Source organism: Floridaenema evergladense BLCC-F167 (assembly GCF_041929205.2).
Taxonomy (GTDB): Bacteria; Cyanobacteriota; Cyanobacteriia; order Cyanobacteriales; family Aerosakkonemataceae; genus Floridanema; species Floridanema evergladense.
Map to the genome: position 1 here is coordinate 4,124,010 of NZ_CM171625.1, position 13,804 is coordinate 4,137,813.

The 13,804-nt window shown below is 38.7% G+C and carries 12 protein-coding genes; 4 read left to right on the forward strand and 8 right to left on the reverse strand.

The annotated features are described in order from the left end of the window. Positions 1-36: 36 nt before the first annotated feature. The gene (locus ACE1CA_RS20110) at positions 37-540 is read right to left on the reverse strand and encodes a hypothetical protein (protein ID WP_413281368.1); all 504 of its coding nucleotides are present in this window, start codon (positions 538-540) and stop codon (positions 37-39) included. A gap of 181 nt (positions 541-721) precedes the next feature. On the opposite strand from ACE1CA_RS20110, the gene ACE1CA_RS20115 reads away from it, so the two are divergent. Next, positions 722-3,793: an NACHT domain-containing protein gene (locus ACE1CA_RS20115; RefSeq protein WP_413281369.1), complete on the forward strand. Its 3,072-nt coding sequence runs from the start codon at positions 722-724 to the stop codon at positions 3,791-3,793. A 51-nt stretch (positions 3,794-3,844) separates the two neighbouring features. Here the strand turns inward: ACE1CA_RS20115 and ACE1CA_RS20120 are convergent, their stop codons facing one another. Beyond that, positions 3,845-4,291, reverse strand: coding sequence for an HNH endonuclease (locus ACE1CA_RS20120; protein WP_413281370.1), 447 nt, complete (start codon positions 4,289-4,291; stop codon positions 3,845-3,847). Positions 4,292-4,296: 5 nt separating this feature from the next. Next, entirely contained in the window at positions 4,297-4,572 is a 276-nt protein-coding gene (locus ACE1CA_RS20125; RefSeq protein WP_413281371.1) for a hypothetical protein, read from the reverse strand. A gap of 173 nt (positions 4,573-4,745) precedes the next feature. On the opposite strand from ACE1CA_RS20125, the gene ACE1CA_RS20130 reads away from it, so the two are divergent. Then, entirely contained in the window at positions 4,746-5,018 is a 273-nt protein-coding gene (locus ACE1CA_RS20130; RefSeq protein WP_413281372.1) for a hypothetical protein, read from the forward strand. A gap of 3 nt (positions 5,019-5,021) precedes the next feature. Here ACE1CA_RS20130 and ACE1CA_RS20135 read toward each other — a convergent pair whose 3' ends face one another. Together ACE1CA_RS20135 and ACE1CA_RS20140 are read right to left on the reverse strand one after the other, a co-directional pair. After that, a complete protein-coding gene (locus ACE1CA_RS20135) occupies positions 5,022-6,668 on the reverse strand; it encodes an ABC1 kinase family protein (RefSeq protein ID WP_413281373.1) in 1,647 nt (548 codons plus the stop codon). A 186-nt stretch (positions 6,669-6,854) separates the two neighbouring features. Next, complete coding sequence (locus ACE1CA_RS20140; RefSeq protein ID WP_486517458.1) at positions 6,855-7,916, reverse strand: mannose-1-phosphate guanylyltransferase; 1,062 nt, start codon at positions 7,914-7,916, stop codon at positions 6,855-6,857. A 239-nt stretch (positions 7,917-8,155) separates the two neighbouring features. Between ACE1CA_RS20140 and ACE1CA_RS20145 the strand changes: the two genes are divergently transcribed. Beyond that, positions 8,156-8,716, forward strand: coding sequence for a 5-formyltetrahydrofolate cyclo-ligase (locus tag ACE1CA_RS20145; RefSeq protein WP_413281375.1), 561 nt, complete (start codon positions 8,156-8,158; stop codon positions 8,714-8,716). Between the two features lie 115 nt (positions 8,717-8,831). After that, positions 8,832-9,596, forward strand: a complete 765-nt coding sequence (locus ACE1CA_RS20150) for a carbohydrate ABC transporter permease (protein WP_413281387.1) — start codon at positions 8,832-8,834, stop codon at positions 9,594-9,596. A gap of 44 nt (positions 9,597-9,640) precedes the next feature. Here ACE1CA_RS20150 and ACE1CA_RS20155 read toward each other — a convergent pair whose 3' ends face one another. The 3 genes from ACE1CA_RS20155 to ACE1CA_RS20165 all read right to left on the reverse strand — a co-directional run bounded on the left by ACE1CA_RS20155 (position 9,641) and on the right by ACE1CA_RS20165 (position 13,741). Beyond that, positions 9,641-12,166, reverse strand: a complete 2,526-nt coding sequence (locus tag ACE1CA_RS20155; protein WP_413281376.1) for an HD family phosphohydrolase — start codon at positions 12,164-12,166, stop codon at positions 9,641-9,643. Between the two features lie 360 nt (positions 12,167-12,526). Continuing rightward, positions 12,527-12,871: a hypothetical protein gene (locus ACE1CA_RS20160; RefSeq protein WP_413281377.1), complete on the reverse strand. Its 345-nt coding sequence runs from the start codon at positions 12,869-12,871 to the stop codon at positions 12,527-12,529. 330 nt (positions 12,872-13,201) lie between these two features. Continuing rightward, positions 13,202-13,741, reverse strand: coding sequence for a DUF3172 domain-containing protein (locus ACE1CA_RS20165; protein ID WP_413281378.1), 540 nt, complete (start codon positions 13,739-13,741; stop codon positions 13,202-13,204). Positions 13,742-13,804: the final 63 nt, after the last annotated feature.

The following is a 13,804-nucleotide window of genomic DNA, read 5'->3' on the forward strand; positions in this document are numbered from 1 at the left end:
TAGGGTGCGTTAGTGATAACGTAACGCACCATCCCATTACAAAAAACTGAGCAAAAAAGCTTCTAATTCTGCCCATTCTTGTTGAGTAATTATGTTATAAATAACTTCTTGTTTCTCGTTGGGTGTGTAGAAGCGATAATATCTTGAATCTATTTTTCGGACGTAAATCAAAGGAACATTGACAGAGGCGAGGAGTTTAGCTTTTTTGCGATCGCGCAACTGTGCTTCTAAGGAATCATGCCAGTGAGATTGGCATTCTACAACTAATTTGGCTTTGCGACTGGCGTGAGATCCTCGTTCGATCACTGTAATATCTAGATCAGAACTAACTAAAAATTGCCAAATCTCTTTTGGTAGCCAAACATTTTCTGGACGGTGGCAAATTCTTTCTAATCGTAATTCGGGATAGCAACGAAAGCGAGCGCCTAAAATCGTCTCTAAAATATCCATTATTTTTTGTTGATACTTGTTGAATACTTCACCGCTTTGGAAGTTAAAGTTGGAGTAATTGTCATTAAGGTTTAGTTGATATGTGTTCATAAATTTCTGTTTAACTTTTGCTTTCTGTTGATAGCCTATCCAAGGTGAAGGGTAAAAGTCTCCTCACAGGCTGTGAGTAAATGTGAGTATATCTGTGAGTATGTGTGAGTAAAGCTCTAAGGAGCCTTCACCATGAGGTTATGATTTGATGTAGGGATACTTGACAATAGTTTTTACAGCTATGACATCAGATCGAAACCAGTTTGAGGGATTATTTCCAGAGGCTTATCGTAATTTTGAGGTTGAGCAACTTTTTGCTGATTTAGCAAAAAGTCTGAACAAAGATCATATAAAAGCTTCTCTACTGGGGAAGTTGTGCCATTACAGCCGTGAGGAAACTGCGAAGAAAATAGGATTTGCTCCTGGTACAATTGGGCGAGATTTATCTGATAAAGTTTATCCAGCAATTGGAGAGCTACTTCAGCTTGAAGAGAAAATTAACTGGACAAAAGTAGACTTATCTCAACTGTTAGCAAAATACAGAAAATCTTTTAAAGACTCCTTATCTGTCAATATTCCCTGGCAGCAAGTTTGCCGTGAGGTTTTAGAGAAGCAGCAAAAGCAACGGTTAACAAGCTATCCACTCGGATCTGGTGCTAGGGAAATGCCAGAAATGTACGTTCCATTGGAATTAGTTGAGCGAGAAGAAAAACCCAGAGTTTGTCCAGAACTTGACCCAGAAAAATGGTCAGCGCGAGAACAGGAAAAGCGCACACCGATTTCTAATCAAGAATTCCTTGAGCAGGTGTTCCAGGGAAAAAGCCTCAAAAGCAATGGTAAACGGATTGCCGTTATTGGTGAACCAGGCGCAGGAAAAACGACTCTACTGCAAAAGATTGCATCAGAAGTTAAAGAATTACCGATTTGGATTGATTTGGCTGATTTAGATGCTGAAAAACATCAATCTTTACAAGATTATTTACTTGAAACTTGGCTAACAAAATGGGCATTACCAACTATCCGAAAACTTTGTCCAGAAGCCGCACCATATCCACGAATTGCTACTGAAGAACTAAAAGATGCGCTTATTGAAGAGTTTGAGCAAGGTCATGTTTGGTTGTTACTAGATGGTGCAGATGAAATGGCAGCAAAATTTGGTCAGCCTCTTACTTGGATTACTCAGCAACTTCGGGCAGGTTGGATTACTGAAGCAAAAGTAATTTTGAGTTGTCGTTTGAATCTCTGGAGTATAGAAGGAGATTACCTACCTAATTTTGATGTTTATCGAAACGTAGATTTTACTGATGAGCAAGTGGAAGAGTTTATCGAAAAGTGGTTTGCAAAAGAACCTGATTCATGCAAAAAGCTAAAAGAAGAAAGAAATCTGGCTAATCAACGAATCAAGAACTTGATTAGAAATCCTTTAAGATTAACTTTGTTGTGCTTGACCTGGAAAAACGGAGGAGAAAAATTACCTGATACAACAGTGGGATTATATCAGAGACTAGTTGAAGGCCATTACAACTGGAAAAGAGATAAAGAAGGATTTGTAATTTTGCCAGAAAAACAGAAGGAATTAAATCAATGGTTAGGAGAATTGGCTAAAGATACACTCGATAGTAAAGAGTCTAGATTTCGTCTGCGAAAAAGTTCTATAGAGTCATTTTTAGCTAAACATAATCAAGACTCTTCTTTACGTGACTTGGCTATTAAATTGGGTTGGTTAATTGAAATTGGTCTACCATCTGAGGATGAAAAAGATGCTGATGAACCTGTTTATGCTTTCTTTCATCCTACTTTTCAGGAGTATTTCGCGGCGTTGAATATCCCTAGTTGGGATGATTTTCTACCTTGCGATCACAACAATAATAATCCAAAGCCAGTAGACGGCAAGAAATATCGTATTTTCGAGCCTCAGTGGAATGGAGTTTTTTCTCTTTGGTTACAGCGAGGAGATGTTGACACAAATGATAAAGAAAAGTTCATTGAGGCGCTAGTAAATTTTAATGATGGAATAGATCATCTAAACTTTTATTCTTTGAAATCATATTATCTAGCACAGGACGGTCTCAGTCATTTTACAGGTTCTAAATTTCATGAAAATTTTCCGATACAAGATCTCTTTTTTGAAGATGGTGAAGAAATTCTTTATGAAGAAGAAGTTAACTACTTTCTTGAACGTACAGCACCTCCACGAACTATTTATGATGAGATTATGAATCAAGAACTACAATATTTGCTGCCGCAATTTGAACGCTTGGGAACTAGCTGGGAGGAATATGTTTCACATAATCTAATTCCCTCTAAGGAGACTGAGGGTAATAAATTAGACAATGATCAAAGCAATTTAGAGCAGATTAATGACCTCAACGTTCTAGTTAAACTTTTAGAAACGGAGAATCGATGGGCAGTCATACAAAGACTATTGAAAATTGCTGATGCTCAACCAAAGACTGTCATTGATACACTGACTAAAGCGATCGATTCTAATCGAGGTAATATATATATAAATTCATCAATTGCCTGGATATTAGGAGGACTTGCGTTAGGAGACTTGGAAACAGTTAAAACTTTAATCAGATTAATCCAAAATAGCAAAGATTATCTCACTCAATGGTTAGTCGCTCAAAGTATACAAGCGAACCTCATTTCCGAAAAACAGTTTATTATTAAAAATGAAAAACAAATGAGAGAAACTGTTTTACAATTAAGAAAATTATATGGTTTTTCAGGCATTTATACCGTACTCGAATATTGTGCAAAAAAAATGAGTTACCCAGATTTTTATGATGCTTGGTACGAACCCACTACCACACATCCAGAAGCACCTGATAACATTCCTGTTGGTAAATCTTCTATTACTCAACTTCTCAACTTTACTCAACTTCCTTCAATTCTTGATTCTGTCATTGCTAAAGATGAAGAACTCAACAAAGCAGTAAAACTAATTTGTATTGATATCAAAGACGAGTTCAGCAACCCAGATATGCTTGCTGCTTATATCTACTCTCAAATGGTAAACCAAGGTTGTCCTGAATGTCCGCAAGGAAGACCTACCAATATGCCGCTGCTAAGTATTTATTGGGACTTAGATTTGAGAAAGCTAGAAAAACGAGTTGCTTTGCTATTCTACAACTCGAAGAACGATCGCACCCTAAACCCATCCTTCCTATCTGATATCGCTACATTTGGGGGTACAATTGCCATTATTAGCGATCGACCTTGCGAAAATGTAAGACTTATTTCTCCCAATGACCCAAACCTCATTGATACAGTATTAAAATGGTTGAGAAGAGAAGTTTTAGAAACTTAAGAATTACATTTTCGGCTAACAGAATTTCGTGATTGAGATAAAATTTACCTTTTAACTCTGAATCAGATCTCCTGGTGGGGGATGCCGTCCAATTTCCTTATCAGCAACACGAATATTAATAATTCTTTCTCTATTAAATGCCAATGCTGCAACTGTAGCTCGTCCTGTTGCTGTCAAACCTATAATTGAAAGTCCATCGGCTGACCAAATAAAGTGTTCTTGCCAGCTATCAGAACGAGGATTAAACAAAGTTACTTCTGCTCCTAATTCTTCATCAATAGCTGCAATTTTATCGGATTTTTGGCGATTGCAATGAAAACAAGCTAAAGCTAAATTCTCAATTGAATTTAAGCCACCTTTAATTAAAGGGATAACATGATCTACAGTGAAGCGAACATACTGCCATTGTTCGGAGGCGTGACAATATTCGCACAAATAATTAGCCCTTTGGCGTACTTGCTTTTGGGTGGCTTCACTAATGTAACGATTAGCAGACAAGCTTTTTATTCTCCTTGTTTGGGAGTAAGCAAAATATTTCTAACGGTGCGGTTAACCAAACTAAAATAATCGTCTAATTCTTCATAGTTATCTAATTCCTTTTCTTCTTCAGATGTAAGAGAAGAATCTTTCTGTTTCGCTAGTAAAGTTTCAATTCGATTTTGTACGATGCTAGAGGCGCGAAGAATTGGTACTCCTTCTACTAACTCAATGCGAACAGCACCTTCGATAGGTAAACTGTTGGGTAAGCTATGCAACTTTAGGGGTAAATTAGTTGTCATTGTGTTTATTTAGTAAAATTTAGATATTTGAAATACGATGGTAATTGAACGGCGATGGTGGATATTAGGATTATAATTCATAATATGCAAAATTTTCTTACATATTTATTATATGCTAATATTAATCAGCTATTTTCAAAAAAAAAAGGAAAAAAGTAAGCTCAATATTTATAATGATTGTATTGGCATTTTTTGGAACAATTGCGATCGCCAAATCTCAACAAACACCTCCACCCGTTAATAATTACACTCAAGCTGTAACTCGTGAAGTTTTAGCTAGTGGTTATCCCAGCGAAGCAGAAGGTCGAATTTTGGAATTAGTCCGTTACACCATTCCTCCTGGCGCTAATATTCCCGCTCATATCCATCCCGGAATGCAAATTGAACGAGTTGAATTTGGCACTTTAACTTATACTGTTGTTAAAACCCAAAGCAATTTTAATTAAACCCTACGATCGCAATCTCCCCGACCTTAAAATACTAATAATCAACCACAAACCCAAAAAACTCGCTACCCCAAATAAAGCATTACTCAAAACAGAAAACTGACTTGTTTGCCCTTGAGAAGAAATAATCGCCGCACCAATAATTAACGAACCAACTACAATACTAAAAGACAACCGATTAGCGGAAACATCTAAACTTCGCCGCAACCCATCGAAATCTTTAATGGCTAAATTCCACTTCAAAGATTCGGAAGTAACTCTGTCTAAAAGTAACTCTATTTGTCGGGGAGATTCTAAGGACAAACTTTTAATATCTAAAGCTGTTCTTAATAAAGTCTGTAAGGGACTATCTCCCAATAATTGCCGCTGAAATAAATCAGTCATTAATGGTTTTATTTCATCTAACAGATTCACTTCTGGGTCAAAAATTCTCGCCGAACCTTCTAAATTAGCAACAGTTTTTGCATATAAACCCATGTTACTGGGTAATCTAATCCTATTTTCTCTGGCTATCTGTAATACTTCATAGAATACCTGAGCAAAGCTGATTTTGGACAAAGTTAAATTGTAATATTTTCTCAACATTCGTTCATAAGAAACTTCCAAATTTGCTAAGTTGTCTGGTTTGGCAGAATCTGCTAATTGTAGAGTCAATTGGGTACAACGTTGCGCGTCCATATCGACAATTGCTAATATCATTTCTGTCAAAATGCGCTGACTGCGAGGGTCTAAACGCCCAACTAAACCACAGTCTAATAATGCGACTCGACCATCTTTTAAATAGAAGAAATTGCCGGGATGAGGATCGGCGTGAAAAAATCCATCAACATAAAGTTGTTGAATGAAAGCCCGAAATAATAGTCTGGTAATTTCTCTTCTTTCCTCTTGAGGAGAAACCCCATTTTTTTGAGTAAAATTTGCGGTTAAAAGTGATTCTCCGTCCAACCATTCTAAGACTAATAATTTGCGAGTGGTTAAATCCCAATAAACTTCGGGAATTACTAATTTTGCTGGATCGAACCAGCGACTTGTAGACATATTTTCGCGCAGCTGTTTAGTGTAGCTTGCTTCTAAAATAAAGTCTAATTCGTCTCTTAATGCTTTAGTAAATTCTTCGGCTAGACTTTTGATGTCGTAAGCTTGTCCAATCTCGGTCCGATCGACCAACTCCGCCAAACCTCTGATTAAAAATATATCCTGTTCGATAATTGCCTCAATTCCCGGACGCTGAACTTTTAAAGCTACTTCTCTGCCATCAATTAATTTAGCACGATGGGTTTGCGCGATCGAGCCCGCTGCGATCGCTTGGGGATTCACAAAACCAAAAACCTCTTCTAAAGGCTGTTTTAATTCTTGGCGCAAAACTACTTCAATATCTCCCCAAGAAACAGGCGGAACTGAACTTTGTAAAGTCGATAATTCTTCAATATATGATGCTGGCAAAAGGTCAGGACGAGTACTTAATAATTGTCCTAATTTGACATAAACTGGCCCTAATTCTATGAAAATTTTCCGTAAAACAGCCGGAGTAGGTAACTGTGGATTTTCAGCACTACCACCAGTCAACAAACCCCGCATATAACCCCAGCCATTGCGAAAGACAACTTCTGCAATATCTCTTTGACGGGAAACAGTTTGAGTTAAAAACATAATTGGTAGTTGGTAGTTGGTAGTTGGTAGTTGGTAAGTGTAATTAAATTGACAATCTTACTTGTTTTTTATTACTCTTTACCTGTTGTAACAAATACTTTTCAATCTAGGTTAGCGAAAATAAAACAGCCTTGGTTAATTGTAACCAAAGCTGGGAAATTACACATCTGTCGAGAGTTTTAGATTTTACAAAAGATGAGTAAATCTGGGATCTTCTTGGATTTTTTTCAAGACTTGCTTAATTTCTTGGGTACGGTCTTTTTTGACAATTAAAGTGACGTTACGATCGCGCACTACCACCACATCCTCTAACCCAATAGTCACAATTAACTCCTCTTCACCCTCAGCATAAAGTACGCTTCCTTGGGTATCCATGCCCACATGAGTGGCTAATTCTACATTTAGTTTATCGCCTTTTAACAAACGTTCGATCGCATTCCAATCTCCCAGATCGTCCCAACCAAAAGCCGCTGGAATTACATAAGCCAAACTCGTTTTTTCCATCAAAGCATAGTCAATACTTTTCTTTACTAATTGAGAATAAGCAGCTACACCTTGTTCTTTTAAAGGTGTGAGAATTTCTGGTGCGTGAATCGCCAATTCTTTAATCACAACTCCCGCCCGAAAGACGAACATTCCGCTGTTCCAACTAAATCTACCTGTAGCTAAAAACTCTTCTGCTGTCTGGCGATCGGGTTTTTCAGTAAACCGATTTACTCGATAAACTAACGACTTACCAAAAGTACCTTCCGCCTCTCCTTGTTCGATGTAACCATAACCAGTAGAAGGCTGATTTGGTTTAATTCCTAAAGTGACGATCGCTTCTTTTTCTGTAGCTAATTTAGCCGCATCTTCTAAAATTTGGTTATAAGCTTCTTCATCTGCAATCCAATGATCTGCTGGAAAAAAACCAACTACTGCATCATTACCATAACGCTTGGCAATTTCTAAGGTTGTCCAAGCAACTGCGGGGGCTGTATCTTTTCCTTCTGGTTCTACCAATAAATTTTCTTCTGGCAATTGAGGAAGTTGTTCTTTTACTCCTTGAGCCAAAATTTTAGAAGTACAAACCCACAATTTATCCCAACCGTCTGCAACTGATAATAATCTATCAGCCGTTGCTTGCAAAAGACTTTTGCCACTACCATCTAAACTTAAAAACTGTTTGGGACGTTGTTTGCGGCTGAAGGGCCAAAAGCGTTCGCCTTTGCCACCTGCTAGAATTACGGGAATTAGGGAGTTCGTCATTGTCTTCTGTAAATATGAGTACTATTAGCCTCTTGGCTCGATCCTACTAGGTTTTTTCCCAGACAAATTTAAACATTTGAACAAGGAAGTTTAAAAATTTATGATTCATTCAGTAATGGATACTGAACTGCGGAAACCTAGTTTTGTGGTCAAGCGTCAAAATCATCAACATTCCTATGTTAATCTTGATGTCTAGAAATCTTAACTATCAAATTATTCGTTTTTAGCGAATTTATTAAATGGATAAAGCTAGTTTACGTCGATCGTTATTGAAAATCCGCCAAACTCTTTCCAAAACAGAATGGCAGGAAAAAAGCGATCGCATTTGCACCCACTTACAATCTTCTCCCATTTTTAAGGAAGCAAAAACCGTTTTAGCTTATTTTAGTTTCCGCCAAGAACCAGACTTAAAACCCTTGTTTGCTGATACTTCCCATCTTTGGGGATTTCCTCGCTGCGTCGGTAAGTCACTTTCTTGGCACCTTTGGCAAGCGGGAGATCGGTTAGAAACCAATAAATTTGGTATTTTAGAACCTGTTGCTAATGCTCCCATTTTAGCTGCCAGTGAAGTTGATTTAATTTTAGTTCCTTCTGTGGCTTGCGATGTGCGAGGATATCGATTGGGCTATGGTGCGGGATATTACGATCGTTTATTAAAACTACCTGAATGGTCAAATAAATTAACAATTGGGATAGTTTTTGAATTTACTTATTTGGTGGAGATACCGATCGATGAATGGGATCGATCCTTAACAGGAGTTTGTACGGAAACCGGGCTAAAACTTATCAATAACTATTAAGGAGAGAAGCTAAATAATGTTTAATAAACAGCAGATATTTAAATCTAAATTTTCTCAATGGTCTGGGGGTAAATATGTTTTAATTTATAGTTTGCTAAGTGCGATCGCTCTCATCATGCTCTTTCCTTTATTCTGGTTAGTTAGCACCGCCTTAAAATCACCATCAGAAAACATTTTTCAATTCCCACCACAATTTTTTCCCGCACAACCAACCTTAGATAACTTCATCCGAGTTTGGCAAACTAATCCTTTTGCTCAATACTTATTTAACAGTACCTTAGTAGCTGGATTAACCGTTATTTTAAACTTATTATTTTGTGCCTTAGCTGCTTATCCTTTAGCCAGATTGGAATTTAAAGGCAGAAATATAATTTTTGCCATCATCGTTTCTACCATCATGATTCCCTTTCAAATCGTGATGATTCCCTTGTATATTTTAACAGTACAATTAGGTTTAAAAAACAGCTATTTAGGAATTATTTTTCCCAGTTTAGCTTCAGCATTTGGCATTTTCTTATTGCGCCAAGCCTTTCAAGGAGTCCCCAAAGAATTAGAAGAAGCCGCCAGAATGGATGGTTGTTCCGAATTAGGAATTTGGTGGTTTGTCATGTTACCAGCAATTCGTCCGGCATTAGTAACTTTAGCAATTTTTACCTTCATCGGTTCTTGGAGTGATTTCCTTTGGCCTTTAATAGTAATTGACCAACCAGAGTATTATACTTTGCCTTTAGGTGTGGCAAGATTAGCCGGAACATTTTCCTTAGATTGGCGGTTAATTGCAGCTGGTTCAGTAATTTCGATCGCGCCAATTCTACTATTATTTATCATCCTGCAAAGATACATTGTTCCTAGCGATTTAGGCAGCGGTGTTAAAGGTTAGATTTAACGAAAAATAATCCATATTCAAAACTTTTTTCCAGTCCCCTACCCATTATTCAAAGCTGCTTTTGGATAAGCAATGCGTTTATGATGAAACTGTTGCCAAACTTGGACAAAAATTTCAGCAATTTGGGACATTTCTGAGCGAGTTAAACCCGAATCTACTAATTGATTATCTTGCCAACGTGCCTTGAGAATTTTATTAACCATTGCCAAAGCTTCTTCGTAAGTGGCTTCTTTCAAACTTCTTAAAGCTGCCTCGCAAGAATCTGCCAACATAACAATTCCAGTTTCTCTTGATTGAGGAATTGGCCCTGCATAACGGAAAAAAGCTTCATCTAAAGGTTCTTTTCCTTGCTGCTGCGCCTGATGATAAAAATAAGCAATTTGCATAGTTCCTTGATGTTCAGGAATGAAGGCTTGAATTGCTTTTGGTAAGCGATAGCGACGTGCCATAACTAACCCTTCAGTGACGTGCTTTTTAATAATTGCGGCACTAAAATAAGGGTCATTAATTTGGTCGTGTTTATTTGGCCCACCCATTTGATTTTCAATAAAACCTTGGGGGTCATGTAATTTGCCGATATCGTGATAAAGAGTTCCAGTGCGAACTAATTCCACATTGCAATCTAAACCTTTAGCAGCTGCTTCTGCTAAAGTTGCCACGAATAAAGTATGTTGAAAAGTTCCCGGTGCTTCTTCTGCCAACAGTTTTAAAAGTGGACGGTTTGGGTTAGCTAATTCTGCCAAACGAACGGGGGTAACTAAATCAAATAACTGTTCTAAATAGGGGCTAATTCCTAATGCTACGACACTCCAAGCAACACCTGTGAGACTGTAAATAGCTGCTTCTGGGAGTACAGCTAACCAGATGGAACCAGCAGCGGCACTGAGAACTAAATTTAATGTCAGGTAGACAATTCCTTCGGTTAGACCGATGCCAATTCCTAGTAAAGCGAGTTCTTCGCGCGATCGCAACCTCCCCGCCATCAAACTCCCCACCAGCGCCCCAGCTGCATTAGCAAACAGATGATCCCAAAGAATATTTTCCATGCCAATAGGCAAACCCACACTCAGTAAACCAACCGTAGTTATACCCAAAGCGGAACCATAAAAACTTCCCACCAACAAACCCACTGCTGGCAGACTGCTATAATTCACACCAAAAGTGACCAACAAAGGAACACTTAAAGCCAAAAGCAAGATCAAAACATGATCGCGTTGGCGCAAACCTGCATGAAATCGCCTTTCTACCCACCAAAAAATGCTCACCCCACCGCTAACTAATACCCCACAACCAATTAAACCCCACCAATTTACTTCCCGACGGCTTAACTTAAAGTGATCGAGCAAGACAAATTCCCTTTGCGTAATTTCTTGACCTGCTTTTACAATTATCTGACTTTTCCGTACTTCCACCATTTCTGGTTTCACTTGCTGTACAGCTTGTTCAGCTTGCAGCTTTGTCTGTTCTGCATCTTCAATTAAATTCGCTCTTAAAACACTAACTATTAGCTGAGTAACTAAAGGTTGGGCAGTTTCTGGTACTAAATCTTTTACCTGAATTCTCACAGCTTGCTGTTTCAACACCAAGGGTAAACCTGGAGCTACACCTTGAGCTAGGATACGTTCTATTGCTTGGGAAATTCCATCTTGAGTTTTGCGCCAATCTGCTTCTGTCAACTCTAAAAAAGTTAAATTTGGCGAATTTTCTTCCTGTTCAACCATCAATTTAATAGACAAATTGGCTAAGGCTTGGGCATAGCGCTGACGGGCTTGGGAAATAGTAGTTATTAGTGTTGCTAATCCCTCTGAGTTAATGCGTTGATATGCTTTGAGTTCGTTAATTACTTGTTGTACTTGTGGCGAGTTTACTTGTGCGGGAAAGGTAGTAACAGAAAATTCCTTAATATTTGCCGTTTCTTCACTATGATTGTTAAATTCCGCTAAAATTTCTTGCCATTCAGATTCCGAACAACTTCGCAAGTAGATTTGAGTAGCAGTAGATAAAACAGATGTAAAGGGAAATTGTCCAGCAATCCGACGAGATTGGTTGATTTGCTCAATTTTTTGCTGTAATTCTTGATAAATCTGATGATTAACAGCCGGATCGACCATTAATACTGGTATTAATCCCCGACGGGCTGCTTTTTGTTTTGCCTCTGTAGTTTTAGGGTCTGCAACTATTGCGTCTCGTGGAGCACGAATGGTAGCGGGGGCTAAAGTGCCAACATCCAACTTTGGCTGATTGTAGAAGCGATGACCCATTGCGCTGGTCAAGGAAATCACTGCCATGATCAGCGCAAATTTGGGACGGTTCCCTGTTTTAGAACGCCGACAGTTTAGGGTTTGAGTTTTACAGGGATTGGTTTCTAAAAGCAAGTTCCGCAGGTGTTTCTGCACAAACTTGAAAATAGATTGCCGTCCGCAAGCCTTTGGCGAAGAGACAGTCTCTTGGTCGGGTTTAGCTTGTAACGAACGGAATGTACGGTTGAATGTTTTTAAATGAGCCATGCTGAGGGCAATTCTCCGCCATTGCTTAAGCTTTTGTGTCCACGAAAAGGTTTTCATCTAAGAGCGGCGGTACACCCTGAACTCGATATCTAAGTGAGACAAAGTGTTACTCATTTTGATATTATAAAAGGTTGGTTGAAAAATGAGGCTCTATCAATAGTTGTATAAATGATATCAATAATGCTGAAGAGTGGGAAAGGTCTGCTTCTCCAGTAGTGGATCTAGTCTTTAGATTTGGATGAGTCACTAGCATAGACAGTAACAGGGATTTATCTAAGACAGATATTCTAGCGATCGACAGCTTAACTGTGGGATCGCCTATTTTGCGTTGATCCCTAGCTTATGAGAAGTGTAGCAGAAGATCGAGCATCAACATACGGGGTATTTCATTTGGATTATTTATGTTTATCAAAGTAATTAGAGGTATTCGCGCAGAAAGTCGAAATGGTCTTCTTCCCAGCAAGGTGCGGGACACATTAAGTTGAGGTAGTGGTTGAGTTCTGCTTCTACTTCTGCGGCATTCTCTGGCTCAAATACTTCTGCTAAGGCTTGTAAGTCTCTTTCTCTTAGGGAAGACAAAGGGGCGGCGTGACTGACTACTTGGAGATATTCTTTTTCGGTTGTTTTATTTATCTGGATGTCTGTCTGATAAAGTTTTCGTAAACCTGGGCTTCGAGAAATTTTGTGAGCAGCTTGGGAACTAAAAAGAATTAGCTCGTTTAGGGGGGTAATGTCTTCATGGTTAGATTCTGTGAGATACATAATTTTGCCTAGAATATTATTAGGGAATCGAGTACAGAAGTACAGTTTGATTGATAATTTTTTGTTATTTCCGATCGGAACTTAACTCGTTCGGTTTTGAATTTAAGTGTTTTCACTATACTTTTACTAAATTCAGAATTTCGAGCTAAATTCGTCTACTTCACAATATCTTTACAGTAAAGTTAGAAATTTTAATTACAACGTAAGTTTGTTCATCAAAACTTTGTATTTTTCTATACTTTTTGCGCTAATTGTCAGCAGGAGCAAGAAAACTTTGTAAGGGCAATTCATGAATTGCCCCTACAAAGTTTTCTTGCCTCTACTTTTTGGTTAGAATTCACCGGGTTCTGCTGGAGGTGGGCCGCCACTGCCTGGTAGTTGGTTAAAGCGGTTTTGATCGTTGTCGTTGCGGTACACGCAGTCTATTTGGGGCGAACTTTCTAGGGCACCTGTGTAACCGAAGGTGTTCATCCGCTGTTTGCAACTCCTTACCTGTTCTCCGTTGACGAGTTTTCTTTGCTCTAAGATTGACCAGTTGTTGCTTCGCAGGACGCACCCTGGCTGCATTTTTGGCTGAGTTACGTATACGCTGAAGGGGTTGAGGGTGACAAAAATCCGGGTATCGGTGACGATCGCACTAGCACCAAATTGAGCGCAAAGTTCTGCGTTGGGGGCGCTGCGATCGATAAATTCGCGAGAATATACGTTACTGCCCGAATCAGAACTTACTGTGGAACTAAAAGCGAGGCCAATTCCTATTCCCAAAATGAAAACGCCACCAATAATTGCTAATGTTGTGTAGTTTAACCACGAGGGTTTACTGGTGGATGATGAGGGTCTGTTGGCGACGGAGGTGGGTTTGCGTCTCATAATTACTCGACAAGTTTTACCAAATCTAGGTAGGGAGTAGGTTGCACAAGTACTACTGTTTCC